Raw genomic sequence first — 14,455 nt, forward strand, 5'->3', positions numbered from 1 at the left:
TCATTTGCGGCGAGACCATTTCAAAGGGCGGCAGGTTTCGCGTTTGTCGATTAAAGTAACGACAACACCATCCTTGATGCGATACTCTGTGCCGTTAACTTTCAACTTCGACGCACCGCTTTTTAACGCTTCATGCGTCTCTCTGAATATCTGTGCGCGCACCGCTTCGACGTCGACAAAGCCAAAACGCTCGATCCAACGAAGCACTGCATGATCAGTGACGGGGAGATTGCCGGGACGCCTCTTGCTCACGCTACGCTCTCCGCAAATTTCGATGTTTCGTTGCCCCAGATGTCATTATCGCCCCAAGGCTCACGCGCGAACAGTTCAGCTTTGAACGCACGCGGCAATAGGCGATCAATCATTTCGCGCATCTGCACTGGCTTTCGAGAATGCTCCTGGCGCAGGGCTTCGATCTTGTCGGGGATATCGGCGATTTCTATCGGCGCTTCGATCACATTGCGTTCCGATTTAGATTTGAGCTCAGGCCTTCCCAATTTGCCAACCAAATAGGGTTCGCAAGCTGATCGAAGCGTGTAGCCAGTTCCAAAGCAAAGCTTCCAGTTTACGGTTCGCTTCGTCCAATCACCGCCGGTGATGTACTCAAAACCCCACGCATCCATCACTTTCATTGCCTGTTTCAGGTGGGGCCATGTCGACCACATAAATAACAGGCAGTCTGGGCCAGCCAGATCGCGTACAGGAAGCGCCTTGATCGCATCAAAGTGCATCGTGCTGTAATGCGCCTCTGGTGACTTCTCATGGCCCTTTTCGGAGCGCATGGCATAGGCCCAAGGCGGATCCGCAAGAATCGCCCCGTATTTCATCGGCGTGAGAGTATCGAAGGGCCAATCAGTCATGGCGCTTCGCTTCATCAGGTAAGGCGGCGACGAAGTCCGAATAAACACCAAGCCGCATCATCAACGTGCGAATTGCAGAACGTGCTGCGAATTTTTCGTCCCGCGACCAACCATGAACGCTATCGAGGTGAAAATAGGACTCAACACCTGCCTTGATAGCCTTTTCACGCGTGATTTCAGCATTGTCTTCAGCCATTTGCCCGCTCCTTCATTTTCTTTAATGCTTCGATCACTTGAGATGCTTGATGGTATTCCAACCACTCGGGATCATCGCATCCGGTCATCTTCTTCACGAAATTGCGCAGCGACTGGGGATCTGGATCCCGCCAGATGCCTGCGCGTTTCAACTCACCCCAAAGACCGAAGACCTTGCGCACGTATGGCTTTGACGACGCAGGTCGCTTGCTGAATTTACTCTTCGGCTTGAACCCGAGCCGCTTCAGTTCCGCGAGAACCTTTTTGCGCTGCGGCCCACCCAAATCCTTTGACGAAGATTTTCCCGTCACGCGAGTTAGCACTGCGCGATAGGTTTCATCATCAAGACGAAGCTCTTTCTTGGCGATGTGGATTTGAGCAAGGACAGGATCACGAGGCATTGGTGCACCGCTGGCATGTGTCGATGTTGTCTGGCGTGATATTGAAATGCTTGCCACACAGATTGCAGACCTGTTGATCCTTCATTGTTGCAATAACATCTGTGACCATTTCCAACGGAGTCTCGGTACGCCCAGTTGCTACAGGAAGTGGAGCGGGCGACGCGGGCTGCACATCTGGCTTGCCATGATACTTCTTTTTGAAGCTGGCCCATTTGCCGCGCAGTGCAGTCCAGCTCTTGCTAAAGTCAGCCGCGACATCGCGCAGCGATTCACCGTTAGCAAGCCGAGAGAAGGCTTGGTCAAATTCGGCTTCAGTCCAAGGCAGCATATCATCTGAAGCATCTGCAACGTCGGTCTTTTCTGGAGGTAGTTTCAACGCGCTTGGCGCTCGCTTTTTTGGCGCGGCTTTAGCAGCTTCCTTGGGCGACTGTTTTGCGGATGATGTCTCGATCTCCACAGTAGCGGCAACTTGGTCGTCAGGTTTCTGCTCATCCATAAGCATGAACGCAAACTTATGAGCCATGTCTTTCTCAGGGAATGTCCCTAGCAATTCAGGGACAAGTTTTACCACTTCGAAGCCACCTGTCTCCAAGGCTCTAACAGTTACAGTCATCGTCACTTCCTCTCTTGGGCTGCTCATCAGATCAAGACCACCACGCCTTGATGACCGCCGCGCCTAGAGCTACGCAGCGGTTTCGCAGGCTAGGCGTTCACTTTGTCCTTAAGCGTCTTGGACTGCTTGAAAGCCGCGCTGACGCTGGCCCCGATCTGAACGGTCTCGCCTGTTCGCGGGTTGCGCCCGGTGCGCGCCGCATTCTGACGAGGCTTGAAGGTGCCGAAGTGATTAATCGCGACCTCATTTCCGCTTGCCAGCTGCGCGCCGATCTCAGTGAACAGCGATCCGACCACGTCCTTTGTATTCTCCTTGGAAAGACCGTTTTTCGCGGCAATTGCGTCGATCAATTGTGTAGTTGTGGTTTTAGTACCCATTGGTTTTCTCCTTGAATGGGTTGTCGTTATACGCAGGGCTGCGCGGTTTCTTGCGCGATGCGCAAAATTGCTTCCCGAGCTTGATCTGATGAGCTGCGGAAACTGTTGAGCAGTGTCGCCTCTTGAGCCGATCGAACTTCAGGTTCGGGTAAAGCGTCATCGATCCCTTTCAAAAAATATGCGGGATCCACTTCTAGAGCGCGGGCGATGTCAAAGAGCCGAGAGCAGCTAACGCGATTTGCGCCGGTCTCATATTTTTGCAACTGCTGAAACTTTACACCGATGCGATCAGCAACTTGTGTCTGTGTCAGCTTTTTAATCAATCGATAGTGGCGAATACGTTGACCGACACTTTGATCTTCGGGACGGGGCATGTCCTTCTCCTTTTCAGTGGTTAGCGCCTTATGCGGCGAGATTGGTTTTTGATGTTGGAATGCGGCAAGCACCCAGCTGTGCAAGCCGTTCAGCTTCGCAAACCCATGCGTGCCAGCCCGCGCGCCACTTCTCAGTAATTGGCAGACCGCGAAGCAACTCGACGGCCCGATCATGATCGTGGCTCCAATCGTCTCTGCGGCAGTTGAAGAAAACGAGCATTTCAGCGTCTAAGGCGATCCGGTCGTAATGCGCGACTTCCTCCAGATCGACGTGCGCTGGATCTATTTGCCATGCGCGCTGGATCTGACGATCAAGGACGGCTTTGGCTGAGGACACACAGCTTTCGACGCATGCACCAGCCACAGGGCGGCTTTGACTGGCGATAAACTCTACCGCTGGCGAAATGAGATCGCCGATAAAGGCTTCGTGCGCATCGTGCAGAAGACCCCAGGCTTGCTCTTCTTTGTGCGGGCAAAGGCTCGCCACCAAAACCGAATGCGATGCGACAGACCAAGGTTCGCTCGTGCGGCCAGCGTAGCGATTGATTTTGGCCAGAGAGTTTCCCATCGACATCTCTGTCATCGCAGATGCGGGTAGAGTTTCAAGCTCGATCAGACCATCTACTGTAATGAGTTTTGTAACTGTCATGATTTTGACTTCCGTTGCTGTGTTGAACCTGTGCAAACCTCGGCATGCGCTTTGAGACCCTTTTGTCCGCGCACGGGCTTTGCACATTTTGGGCACAGTGTTTTTGTCCCGTTGCTGGCGATTTTTGTCGTTCGTGCGCCCATGATCACACCTTCGCCAAATCGAGTGGGACAAGCGTTTCAGTCGTCGGATCCTTGCTCGGATCGACGCGATAGAAATTCAGATACGTAGTAGATGTGTCGCGGATGATCGCCTCGTCCAACGCGTCCATCGCCTTGTTCCAAAGTGGGTCATCAAAACGGTGTTCTTTCAGCCCCATGATGCCAGAAGTATCCAAGCGGCCTTTGCTGTTTACCTTGAATACTTTGGTGATGATCGCATGGATGGGCTCGGAACCGCCCTTGGCCATTTCTTGTTCAAGAAACTCATCAATCAGCGCTTTCACCGATTCAAGCTCTTCGCCAAATCTCACGGTCTTGCTAACAGTCAGCTTCATCATCTGAGTGCCGCAAACTGTCCGCAGCGTTAGATTTCCCTCTTTACCGCCTACAGTGACACCGTGATCTTCCAGCATCATTTTGCGATACGCCTGCATTTCGCTCAACGCAGCTTTTTTGAGTTGAAACAGCCTCTCGCTTTGTTCTTCCGCAAGATAAAAGAAGTCGTGAACCAAAGCGTGGGCCAATTGCTTACGCGGTTCCAAATCGCTTAGATCGACATAACTTCCGTCGGGACGGCGAATAAGATTGTCGGGAATTTGCTGCTCCGGTGTCATGATGCTTCCTTTCGAATGGGATTGTCTTCGCAGCGCTGGCAAGCGCGCCATAGCTTGAGTTTTGTGGGGTGCGAGAGCGACATCGGCGCGGCTGCATGTTCCTGGCATTCCGCAAATCCGATAGCGCGAGCGAAGTGCGGGCACGCCACCTTGTTTTGATAGAGGCGCATTACTTTCGCCGCGTGCTTCGCGCTCGCTTTGTTAAGATCGGCCGGATACGTTCCATTGATCAGCATCGAAACACTGGGTCGCGGCATTCCGATCTCGCGCGCAATATCCGCTACGGTTTTGCCAGCCACATTCTCTGCGCGCAGAACTTCGATCCATTCTAACGAGGACATTGAACATCCTCCCCAGTGTTGAAATCGTGGAGGGCGCCCGCCTCTTGTCGCCAAGCGGGCGCAATCGGGCCTGTGTCTCTCATCAAGGCAAATCGTTTAAAACCATTGCTGCCAATTGCGGTACCAGGTTCACGCTTCTTCAGTTCGCACACATAGCCAGCAAGACTGAGTTGCTTCACATATCGCGTAGCGTTGCTTCTTGATTGTTCGGGTGCATTGCCAACAGCCGCGTCAGAAATCAGATCCCCGATTGTGAACTTCCGTCGCACTCTCATTGAACGCCATGCACGGGTGCGAAACGTTTCTTTGTACTTGGGAATCGTGCCGTGCCGGCTCTTAGGACCACTTGTGAGCCTTGTGCCCCGAGCTTGAGCAACGCAACCTTTTTCAGTGATTTGGTAGACCCCCAATTGCGGCCTTGCTGCGTACTCTTCTCGCATCAACCAACGCGCAGCACTGTAGACTTGTCGGCGATCAGCACTCAGAGCCAGTTGAAGTTCGGCTGACGTTTTGGGGGTGCCTTCAGCTAGGGCGTTGAGTATGCCCATCGCGACCTCACCTGGTGATTTTGGCTTGTCGGTCATCAGAAGCCTCCAGGCACCAAAATAGCCCTGCCAGTATTTCGATCGTTCATGATCGGCTGGCTCGCCATATCTGCGCAGGCGACGCCATCAGGTCCGTATTGGATACGACGCCCAAACCGCTCGATCGCGCGGATTGCGTCAAGAACCTCGCGCGCATGGCCCTTCGAGGCGCGCGCGACAAACTCAGACAAATCAGGCGCAACCGGAACTTCACATCGGCCCGCGATCAACCCGCGAACGTCATCCACACCAAGTGCGCGAAAATCCACTTTGTTGGGCGCGCGGCTTTCGATCTGGGGATAACGGCGCAAGTCATCACGCAGCTTGCCCATACCAACCAAGATCGTTGGCAAGAATTGCAGATCAGAGATCCCGCGAATGGCCTCCATGATTTCACCGCGCCGAGAAATCAAATCGCACTCATCAATGACAAGGCCAAACACCTTGTCCTCAAGCATGGCTTGCTCCGCGCGGAACTGCAGCTCCTGCATGACACGCGCAAAACGATCGCGTTTGCCCCTGATAGACTCTGGTGAAACAGACAGTTCAGCAAGCAGGTCTTTGATAAACCAGTTGTAATCCCAGCCACACTGGGCACGCAGATAAACACTTCCTGTCTGCACAACCCAGCGGCTCAACGTTGTGGTTTTGCCTAGGCCTGGGTCGCCATCGACGACCACAAGGCAGGCCTCTTCCGCGCCGCGCTCCTCAACCGATTTTAACGCGCCAATAAAGCGGCGGTAATTTTCGGTCTCGACGAACATGTCCTTCATTGATATTCTCTCCTCAGGTCTTTGTTTTCGTTGTCATCAACGGATCAGGCGACGGCACGGAGGAGGGTTCGAAGCGCCTCCGTGTCTATCCCACTCATCCGGAAAAGTTCTCTTGCGGTTGACCGCGACATGCAGTCCTTCAAAACGCCGATTTGATCTGCGGTAAGCTGCTCTGGGTTCTCCAGTGCCCACGCTGCCAAATCCTCATCGGACAGGAATTGCGCCACTCTTGGCTGCGCCGCGGGCTGAATTGGCACAGCGTCACGCTCAGGCGCATCTTGCGGAAACAGATCGACAATCGGCTCATGACGCGACTCAAGAAAGCGAACGCCATCGCGCTCCGCCTCAATCGAGCGACGTTTGTTATCAGCTCGCTTAAGCCGCCCAGTTGCGCGTTTTTCTACGGCCTCCTGCTCATACGAGCGTGGCACATAGCGCTCTGCGTTGGCCATGAAACCGGCAACGCAGATCAACGGACCTGGCTGGCCGCTTTCAACGTCAAACTCGCGCACCCAAACTTTGTCAGCCTGCTGATAATCATAACCAACCATGACCTTCTCGCCGTGATAGCGTTCAAGCGCAGGATCAAAGTATGAATTGGTGCGCCACTTGACCTCGCCGCGCGCGCAAGTCCGCATCTCGTAAGGACGAAACAGGTCATCGACTTCATCTTCGGATACATCGACCGGCTCAAAGCCAGACGCCACATGCGCGGCCCAGGCCTCATTCGGTGACATGTGGCGCATACGCCCTGTTTCTTCGTCACGAAACTTCGGCAACCCGCGATGGGGCTGCGCGTTGTATTCAGCCACGCGATCTTCGCAGAGCTTCACGAATTCATCCCAAGTGGGTAAAGCCTTGGACTGCCCAAACTGTTTAATCTCAGAGCGAGTGATCTTGTGAACAAGCTTGCCCGCTTCCTTGTCCATGTCCTTGCCGATGTAGGTCGGAAGGCGCTTGGCCAAAACGTCCCAGATCGTTGCGTTCGGACGCTCGATCCGGCCCTTTGCTTGGCTGCCATAGGCGAGCGCATGCATCTTTGTGATGCTCAAGCGCCCCATCATGCCGCCCACGTCGGCGTCAAACGTCTTGTTTTTGTAGCCTGGACCGCGATCGACATAGAAAATCGCTGGTATCCCGTGGGCAACACAGGAATTGCGCAGCGCCTCGGTCACAGCGATCACATTCTCAGATCGAGACAGCGCGATGCCGACTACTTTGCGCGTTACTACGTCCAGAATAGTGGTGATTTCGGGCCTAATCGGGTGGTGTGACACCGGATCAGCAACCTCAGCATCAAAAGTCTTTCCATCCGCAGTGTAGATCGTGGTGGGCCACATATCTTCTGTGGTCCGCGTTACATATGGCAGGCGAGAGCGCAGCGTTAAAAGACCTTCGCGCCCAACGTTCTTTTCGATGTTATTCATACGTTCACGCAGAACATAGCGCACTTGATGAAGCGTAAGATCCGACGTTGGATTTTCCTTGAGAAATTCCCCCAACGCATCCGAGGCCGAAGGCTTTGACGGGATAGCATAAAACTTCAGAAAAGCGGCAAAATTCTCGGGCAGTGAGCCTGCTGTCTTTGGCGGTATCGGCGACAACGCTGCCGTCCCACGATCGCCGCGCGCCTTGAACCAGTTGTAAAGGGTTGCGCGCCCAACCTTACCACTTTTGCGTCGATCACAAGCCAACTCAAGGCACTCCGGCGAGACATCAAACCCGTCGCGGCTGCGCAAGAGGCAAGGCTGCGCCAACGCTGCGGCCTCAAAGGTATCAAGCGCCTCTCCACGTTCTCGCTTAGCTTCAATTGCGCGCAGCGCCCCATAGGCGTCCTGCGCTGCCAAAAACTGGCGTATGCCCCATGCGCGCGTTTGTTGGAGAGCGATCGCATAGCCTTCAATTGAGGTCAGAACCTGCGCGCGCGCCTCCATGACACTGCGCGCGCGTTGAGAGAGCGCTGAGGTCTGCAAGGCGACCAGCTTTCTTGCCTCATCAGCTTTTGCAACGTCATGTTGGGCCGTCAAAGCGCGCTCTTCACTGGAGCCTTTAAACTTCGCACCAAAATCGCTTGGAAACAGCGAGAAATGATACTCCCAGCCCCCGCCGCCGACCCGCCCCATGCGCTTGCGGCGCAGATCAGGGCCAGCGCGGTCTAATCCATTTTCCACAATATACTTGCCAACATTGCGTTTGTTATGCGGCACGCCCAAATATCCCCACTCTCTCGCGAGGTCAGCCACTTCCGAGGCCAGCAGGAATTCTTTGGGCGCGCCGCTCATCAGATACGCCCCGTGCGCTTGAGGGACGCGATCACGCGGTCCGCATGTTCGGAAACGATCAAATCGAGCGTCTCGTCCGCAACGCTGGCAAGGCCTTGGCTCAGCGCCTTCACCTTTTTTTCGACAGGTGTCAGAACAAGGCCGTTGCTCAGGGCCGCAACTGCCCCTGCCACATTGGTCACATCGCTGTTCTCATCAAAGATTAGGTCAAGCACTTTGCTTTGTTGCACCGGAGACAACTCCGAAAGCGCCTTCAGCTCGGTCTGCTTCTTCGCCAGATCAGTGCCGTAGAGCCGTGGACGTGTTTCGTTATACAGGCCTTTCCAGATATTGACCGCGAGGCGAATGGCGCGCTGCGAAAGCCCTATTTGCTCGGCAATATGCTGTGCAAACCCAAAAATTTCTGGTGTGTTCGGATCAGATGGCAAACTTTGCCGTCTGATTTTATCAGATCTCCTGTCGCCACCATTTGCGGCCTCAGGATACTGACGCTCATAGCTTTGCTTCAGCTCATAAAGATGCTGGCAACGATCCAGCGCGATCAGCTCCGCGCGGGCAAGGTTTTCCATAACCTCGACAAGGCGCGCCTCATCATCGCTCAGATCGGTGACACGCGCCTCAATTTCAGTCGCGCCAGTCATTTCAACCGCGCGATAGCGGTGCAGACCGGACACCAGCAAATAGCCGCCCGTCACAGGGCGCAGCGAGATCGGGTGAAACAGCCCCTGCGCAGCAATGCTGCCCGCCAGCGCCTGTGCTTTCAGCGGATCATAAGACCTTGCGCGCTCTGCGGGCAGGATGATCTCGATAAGGGGAATTTGGGTGACGTTAGACATCAAATGGCGTTCCTGTAAACTGAGTTGAGAGAGAAGCAGGCGGCACTATCTGCCAGAGAACCTGTGCACAGCGGGGTAGCCGCCCCGCTGTGCGACTCCCGAACGTCTTGGGAGTATGCAAAACGTTAAGGAGTATTCTTATGAAACTTTCCGAAGTCTGGATGGCATATTGTGAAACGCGCTTTCCAAATGAAGCGTCGCTGCCACCGCCCGAACCACTCGCCCCTTGGGATGCGATAGAACTATTTTTTGATCTGCACCCCATGTTCACAGCGCAGTATGACATCATCAATTCCGTGCCCTTTGACACCTCATTTGACGAAGAAGCGGACGGCGCTTTGTGCCAATTGGCCATGGTTGATAGTTTCGACGGTTGGGATGCGATGTCCGCCGGAGCATGGCGAGTCATGAGTGAGCGTCTGCTTTGGTCGCAGACTGTTCTGGCTGTGAATGCCGCGCGAGAAACAGAAGTCATTGCACACCTACCGATCGGTCTTGATCGCCAGAGCAAAGCGCGAGCCTTGATGTTAATGTATCTTTTAGGCGGCGGACGCTCCATTGACTCGCGAATGCTTCGCGAACGGCCTGATGGCAGGTTTCCAGGGTTTCCGGCTGATCGTCCAATTCGAAAACAGTAGCGGGAATTCCCATCATAACGCGGCCTCCATCTGATAACACGCCCCATGACAGCCCCAGCACATCGCAACAGGCGGTGCGGGCTGGGGCTGTTCTCCTGCGTCGACAGCCGAGCAGCGCTGGCGGCGCAGGGTCCCCTCCGTGAGTGATGGAACGGGGATGATAAGACGGGGCATGAGCATCATGAAAATTCACTTTCAGACATCTCAACGACGATTTCTCGAAGCTTTTGCAAGCGTCTGAACGCTCTGTGAATTTGCTCCAACCTATCGGAAGACGGAAACGAAGTTGGGTGATTGATAAGGTGGGTGTAGTAAGAGTCGTTGCTGCCAATCTCCAAAGACACCTCCCGCATCGAAACGATTTTCCCACTTTTCGTACGGGTCTTATTCCGCTCCGCTTCAAGCTCTTTTACCAGCCTCGCCTTCTTGACCTTAAGCGCATCCAAGCTGCTCATATATACTCTCTCGGTATCTTTTCGACTTATATATCGCATATTCACGAACTTTTAGGCGTTGTCAATGCAATTTATAAGTCGTACTAATACGAGGTAGCAGAGGGCATGCGGACGATATGGCTGATTGGAGAGAGCAGTTGGAGAAGGCACTGAACTCGCAGGGTTCAGATTTCAAAATAACCGAGTTTTCCAGCTCGCTGGGCTTTTCTCGTGACTTTGTCTCGCGGATGTTGAAATCAAATAGCAATCCAGCCATTGGGAACCTGCAAAAGGTCTGCGACGGACTAAATATCTCTATTGTCTATCTTTTCACGGGGAAAGAAACATCAGAGTTACACGACGACGTTGCTCGTAGAATGACCGAAATGTCAAAGACAGAACTCCTTAAACTTAGGAACCATATAACAGACGACACAATCATTCGGTTCGAGAAGGATGGCGCATCTGATCCAGTTTCTTAGAGACCATCTGAACTTCGGACCTGCTCATTTTTGCAAGGAGATACAAGATTTCAGAGAAAATATTCAATTCCATCATAAACGCTACCTATAAATCGCATACATACCTTTTTACATGAAAAATGATCGCTCACAACAACTACTGGATGAAATTAGCGGATATCTGAATTCGATATCATCCCACGGATTTACCTTGGGTGTTAATTTTCTTGCGGGCACTCCTACACACATAGTTTCTACTTGGAATGAGGATTGGCTAAATGAGTATCAAAACGGTGATTTCGTGCTGTACGATCCCGTTGTGATTTGGGGTATGAGTAACGAGGGGATCCGGTCATGGAACCAACTGTCAAAGCTGTTTCCCTCGCCCGAAGTGAATGTAATTTCCACGGCCCGCGAGCGAGGGATGCCAAATGGAAGTGTCATTTCCCTAACCGTTAATCGAAAACGCACCATACTAGGAATTTCTCACGAAGAGTCAGAACTCGATCTCAAAACCCAAGATTATGTTGTCAGCCAAATGGCTAAGGTGGCATTTTGGATTGATGATCCAAGAGAAATAAAACTGTCCTACAAGTCGCTTCAGTATCTTAACGGTCTAGCGGAAGGATTGAATGAACGGGAGATAGCGACTAGCGCTGGCGTAACGCCAGGGGCAATTCGCCAATTGCGAAACCGTGTATTGAAGAAGCTAGATGCCAAAACGCCTGCCGAAGCAGTCCTAATTGCTTATAAATCGCGTTTGGTAGACTAATCAGTCGCTGAATGTTCGTAACGCAACAGGTTATCAATCCTCCAAAGCTTGGAGGAACTGATGAACTCGATAATCGTGAATAGTGCTAACCTTGGATGTTACGGCTCTCTCTATCATGAACATCTAAAGCATCGCCACCAAAGGTTCGTGACCGAAAAAAAGTGGGACATCCCACACAATGCAAACGTTGAGCAAGATCAATATGATCGTCATGATTCAGTATATGTGTTGGTTGAACTAAACGGGGATCTCGTTGGTTATGCAAGAATGTTACGAACTGACAAACTCGTGGTTTACGGATATCACACCTTTTCCTATATGGTTCGAGATGCCAGCCTCGGATTACTACCAGGGATCGAACGCGATCTTCTAGATGGCTCACCTGCCCCCTCAGATCCAACAATTTGGGAAATGACAAGATTTCACGCGCTTGATCGATCAGTGATGAAAGAAATATTTAGGGCGGCAGCGTACCACATCAAGAACAATGGCGGCACGTCTACAATCAGCTACACTCGAAAGTCATACAAAACCATTCTGAACAGAATTGGATTTCCCACTCAAATAATAGGTCCCGTTTACACTCATGCCGAGGATGGGATGGAGTATTGCGTTCTCCGTTCGTCCTTAATTCAATGAAACCTTTGTTCCCACTATGTCCTGACGAAATTACTCCAAATTTCATCAACGATCGTCTCGGGCAGTGATTTTAAAGAAATAAAGATCTTCGGTGAAGTCGTCTGGCTGGACACGAGATCGAGCAAACAGGTTGATTTTCAGCGCCCCACCTTGATCCGCGACGCGATTACGCCCAATTTACTCTAATCCCTTAATTTAAATAAGCTATTCCGAGGTAGGGCGCACTTAACTCAAGGTGGGGTGATTTTGCCCCACCTTGATGGGTTAGGTTTTAGACAATGCCCCACCTGAGTTTCTGATATCGGCGAAATACGGCTCCAAAGTCCCTTATTCCTAACGCTTTGGCACACAACCACGCAAAACACTCCCTAGCGCACCACCACATCATTTTTACACCATTCCACATCAAAAAGTGGGGCAAAATGCGTTGGTTTTTCTCATTCCGTCCATTTTCCCAATCAAATCAATCGAGCCTTTTTTAGCGCTTTAACAAAGCCTTACGTCATATTTCGACCAATTCAGCTTTGTCTAAAACCTAGTCCCCCCCCACAGATCGTCGCATTTTTCCTGAGCCCATGCGTTTTGTAGTAGCTCGCCTTCTCGTGCTTCATCTTCTTTTTGATGGTGCGCATTTCCTCCGCAACAATCCGGTAGCTCACTGGCCGACCCTTGGCGTCGGTCACAACGGTGCCGTCCATTCGTGCGAGCCCGTCGAGGTGGGCTTTCAGGCGGTCGGTAAGCGGGATCCACAACGGCTTGTCGGTTTTGCCCTGCGTGAAATCGAAACCTTCATCGGAAAAGTGCCCCCACTTCATCTTCACGACATCGCCGATGCGCTGGCCTGTTCCAACGCAAAGCTCGTAGACCAGCCGCGCTCGATTTGAAGCCAGTGCTTCGAACTCGTCACGAACATCATCTGGCCAAGGTTCCCAACCGTCGCTCTGCTGCTTGAAGAGCGGGATGCCCTTTGCCGGATTGCCGTGCTCTTTCTTGATAAAGCCAATCAATCGCGCGTGATTCATCAAGACGACCATGACTTGCACGAGATAGTTGGCTTGCCGCCAATGATCCGCATTGGCGCGGTGAAGCTCATATATGTGATGGGTTTCGATCCTGGCCGGGTCCTTCTCGGCCCAGATCTCGCGAATGTGGCTGATGTACCGCCGATAATCGGATCTCGTCCGGGGCTTCAGCTTCTTGTAGGCGTCGCTCTCGTAGTAGCTAAGAATCAACGCCTCAAAATTGCGCTTCACCGGCGCAGGCGCTGGTTTTCCCTTCAGCAGGCGATTGTAGTGATCCCAAAATTCCGGCGTGCCCGCTTCCTCGTGCATCATGACCGAGATACCGCGTGAACGCCGGATGAATCGGAGGTAACCCCTGTCATTATAGACGTATTTTGGCAGGCTCTTTCGGGTCATTCGCCCATTCTCAAGTCACTATTGAGAAAGTCGTCGGCTGCCTCTGGCGCGACCATGTTGGCATCGACGATGACGCTGCCATCGGGCTTGATCTCGAATTTCGCGCGTTGCCAACCTGCCTCCCGCGCCTCGCGGATGAAGGCCGAGGCTGCCTGTTTCGCCTTTGTCTGTACACTTGCTTTGGTCATCGTATTGGCACCTCTCTCACCTTGTTAACAACGCGCATTATCACCCTGATCCATAATGATTTTCCCAAATGCACTAGGTGCAGAACGTCTGTCCTTCGCTGCGCGAATGGCGCGGATCACTTCTGAGTTTTGGGAGTTTCCATTGCGATCGGACTCCGCCTTGATCCACTCCTTGAGCTCTTGCGGAAGTCGAAGCTGCATTGGTTTACGACTATTCATGAAACGCCTCCAGGTTGAAAACACACCCCATTAGTGGCACTTAGCCACTATTGCGTCAATCGAATTTTATGGCACAGTGCCACTATGTCAGAACAAAGTGCTCAAAATCAGGACAAGTTCATCGTGCGATTGCCGGATGGCCTTCGTGACCGGATACGGCTGGCAGCCGAGAACAACCACCGTAGCATGAACGCTGAGGTCGTTGCCCTCCTTGAAGAAAACTACCCCACACCAGTCCCGGAAAACATCAGCGACCCCGCAGCCCGAATGCTATTCTGGCTCGCCAAACGAATCCGACGGAGAAGCCCGAAACCGGGCTCACCCAGAGATAAGCAAGCCGCCCTATACGAGCGTATTGCGGGCGATATTTCAGAACGCATGAAGGATATCGGGGCATAGCATTAGTAGGCCACCCACTCATACCCGTGATTGCCTTCGTGGTCCTCCCATTCAACGCCGACCCCGCGCCGCCAATTTGATGACGAACAGCGCCGCGACGGCAGAACCCATTGCGGGGCAGCCGCTGGCGTGGTGCGTTGCCAGCCGAATTCGCCCTGCGTGCCGTAGGTCCCGAGGCGCATGTTGTAACTCTCAGAGCAATCATCGTCGCGGCCACGTTCGCGATG

General features: G+C 52.8%; 23 protein-coding genes, 1 other RNA gene and 1 pseudogene. 5 read left to right on the forward strand and 20 right to left on the reverse strand.

Features of this window, described 5'->3' with window-relative positions; translation table 11 throughout:
* The 15 genes from ACRBCU_RS10905 to ACRBCU_RS10975 form a co-directional block, all read right to left on the reverse strand.
* On the reverse strand, positions 1-252 hold the full coding sequence (locus ACRBCU_RS10905) for a hypothetical protein (protein WP_431365410.1): 252 nt from the start codon (positions 250-252) through the stop codon (positions 1-3).
* On the reverse strand, positions 249-860 hold the full coding sequence (locus tag ACRBCU_RS10910) for an MT-A70 family methyltransferase (RefSeq protein WP_431365411.1): 612 nt from the start codon (positions 858-860) through the stop codon (positions 249-251). The genes ACRBCU_RS10905 and ACRBCU_RS10910 overlap by 4 nt, the downstream gene beginning before the upstream one ends.
* Positions 853-1,056: a hypothetical protein gene (locus tag ACRBCU_RS10915; RefSeq protein WP_431365412.1), complete on the reverse strand. Its 204-nt coding sequence runs from the start codon at positions 1,054-1,056 to the stop codon at positions 853-855. The genes ACRBCU_RS10910 and ACRBCU_RS10915 overlap by 8 nt, the downstream gene beginning before the upstream one ends.
* Positions 1,049-1,456 (reverse strand): gp16 family protein, encoded by a 408-nt coding sequence (locus ACRBCU_RS10920; protein ID WP_431365413.1) that lies wholly within the window; start codon positions 1,454-1,456, stop codon positions 1,049-1,051. Before ACRBCU_RS10920 ends, ACRBCU_RS10915 begins: the two co-directional genes overlap by 8 nt.
* On the reverse strand, positions 1,446-2,069 hold the full coding sequence (locus ACRBCU_RS10925; RefSeq protein ID WP_431365414.1) for a hypothetical protein: 624 nt from the start codon (positions 2,067-2,069) through the stop codon (positions 1,446-1,448). The genes ACRBCU_RS10920 and ACRBCU_RS10925 overlap by 11 nt, the downstream gene beginning before the upstream one ends.
* A 13-nt stretch (positions 2,070-2,082) precedes the next feature.
* Positions 2,083-2,157: hammerhead ribozyme type II (locus ACRBCU_RS10930), an RNA gene on the reverse strand.
* 1 nt (position 2,158) lies between these two features.
* Positions 2,159-2,446, reverse strand: coding sequence for an HU family DNA-binding protein (locus tag ACRBCU_RS10935; protein ID WP_431365415.1), 288 nt, complete (start codon positions 2,444-2,446; stop codon positions 2,159-2,161).
* A 26-nt stretch (positions 2,447-2,472) separates the two neighbouring features.
* A complete protein-coding gene (locus ACRBCU_RS10940) occupies positions 2,473-2,820 on the reverse strand; it encodes a helix-turn-helix domain-containing protein (protein WP_431365416.1) in 348 nt (115 codons plus the stop codon).
* A 28-nt stretch (positions 2,821-2,848) separates the two neighbouring features.
* Positions 2,849-3,469: a hypothetical protein gene (locus tag ACRBCU_RS10945; protein WP_431365417.1), complete on the reverse strand. Its 621-nt coding sequence runs from the start codon at positions 3,467-3,469 to the stop codon at positions 2,849-2,851.
* Positions 3,470-3,614: 145 nt separating this feature from the next.
* Positions 3,615-4,244 carry a DUF3164 family protein gene (locus ACRBCU_RS10950; RefSeq protein WP_431365418.1) on the reverse strand — a complete coding sequence of 210 codons (630 nt, stop codon included), beginning with the start codon at positions 4,242-4,244 and terminating at the stop codon, positions 3,615-3,617.
* Positions 4,241-4,585: a helix-turn-helix domain-containing protein gene (locus tag ACRBCU_RS10955; RefSeq protein WP_431365419.1), complete on the reverse strand. Its 345-nt coding sequence runs from the start codon at positions 4,583-4,585 to the stop codon at positions 4,241-4,243. Before ACRBCU_RS10955 ends, ACRBCU_RS10950 begins: the two co-directional genes overlap by 4 nt.
* Complete coding sequence (locus ACRBCU_RS10960; protein ID WP_431365420.1) at positions 4,573-5,169, reverse strand: hypothetical protein; 597 nt, start codon at positions 5,167-5,169, stop codon at positions 4,573-4,575. Before ACRBCU_RS10960 ends, ACRBCU_RS10955 begins: the two co-directional genes overlap by 13 nt.
* Positions 5,169-5,942: an AAA family ATPase gene (locus ACRBCU_RS10965; protein ID WP_431365421.1), complete on the reverse strand. Its 774-nt coding sequence runs from the start codon at positions 5,940-5,942 to the stop codon at positions 5,169-5,171. Before ACRBCU_RS10965 ends, ACRBCU_RS10960 begins: the two co-directional genes overlap by 1 nt.
* Positions 5,943-5,986: 44 nt before the next feature.
* Positions 5,987-8,224 carry a Mu transposase C-terminal domain-containing protein gene (locus ACRBCU_RS10970; RefSeq protein WP_431365422.1) on the reverse strand — a complete coding sequence of 746 codons (2,238 nt, stop codon included), beginning with the start codon at positions 8,222-8,224 and terminating at the stop codon, positions 5,987-5,989.
* Positions 8,224-9,060, reverse strand: coding sequence for a ParB/RepB/Spo0J family partition protein (locus ACRBCU_RS10975; RefSeq protein WP_431365423.1), 837 nt, complete (start codon positions 9,058-9,060; stop codon positions 8,224-8,226). Before ACRBCU_RS10975 ends, ACRBCU_RS10970 begins: the two co-directional genes overlap by 1 nt.
* 140 nt (positions 9,061-9,200) lie before the next feature.
* On the opposite strand from ACRBCU_RS10975, the gene ACRBCU_RS10980 reads away from it, so the two are divergent.
* The gene (locus ACRBCU_RS10980; RefSeq protein ID WP_431365424.1) at positions 9,201-9,698 is read left to right on the forward strand and encodes a hypothetical protein; all 498 of its coding nucleotides are present in this window, start codon (positions 9,201-9,203) and stop codon (positions 9,696-9,698) included.
* A gap of 179 nt (positions 9,699-9,877) precedes the next feature.
* On the opposite strand, the gene ACRBCU_RS10985 is transcribed toward ACRBCU_RS10980, so the two are convergent.
* Positions 9,878-10,153 (reverse strand): hypothetical protein, encoded by a 276-nt coding sequence (locus tag ACRBCU_RS10985; RefSeq protein WP_431365425.1) that lies wholly within the window; start codon positions 10,151-10,153, stop codon positions 9,878-9,880.
* Between the two features lie 116 nt (positions 10,154-10,269).
* On the opposite strand from ACRBCU_RS10985, the gene ACRBCU_RS10990 reads away from it, so the two are divergent.
* The 3 genes from ACRBCU_RS10990 (at position 10,270) to ACRBCU_RS11000 (ending at position 12,004) form a co-directional block, all read left to right on the forward strand.
* Positions 10,270-10,614, forward strand: a complete 345-nt coding sequence (locus tag ACRBCU_RS10990; protein WP_431365426.1) for a helix-turn-helix domain-containing protein — start codon at positions 10,270-10,272, stop codon at positions 10,612-10,614.
* 112 nt (positions 10,615-10,726) lie between these two features.
* Complete coding sequence (locus tag ACRBCU_RS10995) at positions 10,727-11,365, forward strand: autoinducer binding domain-containing protein (protein ID WP_431365427.1); 639 nt, start codon at positions 10,727-10,729, stop codon at positions 11,363-11,365.
* Between the two features lie 60 nt (positions 11,366-11,425).
* Positions 11,426-12,004, forward strand: a complete 579-nt coding sequence (locus ACRBCU_RS11000; RefSeq protein ID WP_431365428.1) for an acyl-homoserine-lactone synthase — start codon at positions 11,426-11,428, stop codon at positions 12,002-12,004.
* A 518-nt stretch (positions 12,005-12,522) separates the two neighbouring features.
* Here the strand turns inward: ACRBCU_RS11000 and ACRBCU_RS11005 are convergent.
* From ACRBCU_RS11005 to ACRBCU_RS11015, 3 genes are read right to left on the reverse strand one after another with little or no spacing between them, the layout of a single operon-like run.
* Positions 12,523-13,422 carry a site-specific integrase gene (locus ACRBCU_RS11005; protein WP_431365429.1) on the reverse strand — a complete coding sequence of 300 codons (900 nt, stop codon included), beginning with the start codon at positions 13,420-13,422 and terminating at the stop codon, positions 12,523-12,525.
* Positions 13,419-13,610 carry a hypothetical protein gene (locus ACRBCU_RS11010; protein ID WP_025060031.1) on the reverse strand — a complete coding sequence of 64 codons (192 nt, stop codon included), beginning with the start codon at positions 13,608-13,610 and terminating at the stop codon, positions 13,419-13,421. The genes ACRBCU_RS11005 and ACRBCU_RS11010 overlap by 4 nt, the downstream gene beginning before the upstream one ends.
* 24 nt (positions 13,611-13,634) lie before the next feature.
* Positions 13,635-13,829 (reverse strand): Arc family DNA-binding protein, encoded by a 195-nt coding sequence (locus ACRBCU_RS11015; RefSeq protein WP_138016351.1) that lies wholly within the window; start codon positions 13,827-13,829, stop codon positions 13,635-13,637.
* A gap of 84 nt (positions 13,830-13,913) precedes the next feature.
* On the opposite strand from ACRBCU_RS11015, the gene ACRBCU_RS11020 reads away from it, so the two are divergent.
* Entirely contained in the window at positions 13,914-14,228 is a 315-nt protein-coding gene (locus tag ACRBCU_RS11020; RefSeq protein ID WP_138016350.1) for an Arc family DNA-binding protein, read from the forward strand.
* A 2-nt stretch (positions 14,229-14,230) separates the two neighbouring features.
* Here the strand turns inward: ACRBCU_RS11020 and ACRBCU_RS11025 are convergent.
* Positions 14,231-14,455 (reverse strand): annotated as a pseudogene (locus ACRBCU_RS11025) (hypothetical protein); the annotation flags it as partial.

This window comes from Planktotalea sp. (assembly GCF_050633725.1).
GTDB lineage: Bacteria > Pseudomonadota > Alphaproteobacteria > Rhodobacterales > Rhodobacteraceae > Planktotalea.

What these genes read in the sequence shown, in the direction of transcription:
- ACRBCU_RS10980 (WP_431365424.1), top strand. Translation starts at nt 9,201, where the DNA reads ATGAAACTTTCCGAAGTCTGGATGGCATATTGTGAAACGCGCTTTCCA.
- ACRBCU_RS11015 (WP_138016351.1), bottom strand. Translation starts at nt 13,829, where the DNA reads ATGAATAGTCGTAAACCAATGCAGCTTCGACTTCCGCAAGAGCTCAAG.
- ACRBCU_RS11000 (WP_431365428.1), top strand. Translation starts at nt 11,426, where the DNA reads ATGAACTCGATAATCGTGAATAGTGCTAACCTTGGATGTTACGGCTCT.
- ACRBCU_RS10975 (WP_431365423.1), bottom strand. Translation starts at nt 9,060, where the DNA reads ATGTCTAACGTCACCCAAATTCCCCTTATCGAGATCATCCTGCCCGCA.
- ACRBCU_RS10920 (WP_431365413.1), bottom strand. Translation starts at nt 1,456, where the DNA reads ATGCCTCGTGATCCTGTCCTTGCTCAAATCCACATCGCCAAGAAAGAG.
- ACRBCU_RS10925 (WP_431365414.1), bottom strand. Translation starts at nt 2,069, where the DNA reads ATGACTGTAACTGTTAGAGCCTTGGAGACAGGTGGCTTCGAAGTGGTA.
- ACRBCU_RS11020 (WP_138016350.1), top strand. Translation starts at nt 13,914, where the DNA reads ATGTCAGAACAAAGTGCTCAAAATCAGGACAAGTTCATCGTGCGATTG.
- ACRBCU_RS10995 (WP_431365427.1), top strand. Translation starts at nt 10,727, where the DNA reads ATGAAAAATGATCGCTCACAACAACTACTGGATGAAATTAGCGGATAT.
- ACRBCU_RS11005 (WP_431365429.1), bottom strand. Translation starts at nt 13,422, where the DNA reads ATGACCCGAAAGAGCCTGCCAAAATACGTCTATAATGACAGGGGTTAC.
- ACRBCU_RS10940 (WP_431365416.1), bottom strand. Translation starts at nt 2,820, where the DNA reads ATGCCCCGTCCCGAAGATCAAAGTGTCGGTCAACGTATTCGCCACTAT.
- ACRBCU_RS10950 (WP_431365418.1), bottom strand. Translation starts at nt 4,244, where the DNA reads ATGACACCGGAGCAGCAAATTCCCGACAATCTTATTCGCCGTCCCGAC.
- ACRBCU_RS10970 (WP_431365422.1), bottom strand. Translation starts at nt 8,224, where the DNA reads ATGAGCGGCGCGCCCAAAGAATTCCTGCTGGCCTCGGAAGTGGCTGAC.
- ACRBCU_RS10965 (WP_431365421.1), bottom strand. Translation starts at nt 5,942, where the DNA reads ATGAAGGACATGTTCGTCGAGACCGAAAATTACCGCCGCTTTATTGGC.
- ACRBCU_RS10915 (WP_431365412.1), bottom strand. Translation starts at nt 1,056, where the DNA reads ATGGCTGAAGACAATGCTGAAATCACGCGTGAAAAGGCTATCAAGGCA.
- ACRBCU_RS10955 (WP_431365419.1), bottom strand. Translation starts at nt 4,585, where the DNA reads ATGTCCTCGTTAGAATGGATCGAAGTTCTGCGCGCAGAGAATGTGGCT.
- ACRBCU_RS10945 (WP_431365417.1), bottom strand. Translation starts at nt 3,469, where the DNA reads ATGACAGTTACAAAACTCATTACAGTAGATGGTCTGATCGAGCTTGAA.
- ACRBCU_RS10910 (WP_431365411.1), bottom strand. Translation starts at nt 860, where the DNA reads ATGACTGATTGGCCCTTCGATACTCTCACGCCGATGAAATACGGGGCG.
- ACRBCU_RS10960 (WP_431365420.1), bottom strand. Translation starts at nt 5,169, where the DNA reads ATGACCGACAAGCCAAAATCACCAGGTGAGGTCGCGATGGGCATACTC.
- ACRBCU_RS10990 (WP_431365426.1), top strand. Translation starts at nt 10,270, where the DNA reads ATGGCTGATTGGAGAGAGCAGTTGGAGAAGGCACTGAACTCGCAGGGT.
- ACRBCU_RS10985 (WP_431365425.1), bottom strand. Translation starts at nt 10,153, where the DNA reads ATGAGCAGCTTGGATGCGCTTAAGGTCAAGAAGGCGAGGCTGGTAAAA.
- ACRBCU_RS10935 (WP_431365415.1), bottom strand. Translation starts at nt 2,446, where the DNA reads ATGGGTACTAAAACCACAACTACACAATTGATCGACGCAATTGCCGCG.
- ACRBCU_RS11010 (WP_025060031.1), bottom strand. Translation starts at nt 13,610, where the DNA reads ATGACCAAAGCAAGTGTACAGACAAAGGCGAAACAGGCAGCCTCGGCC.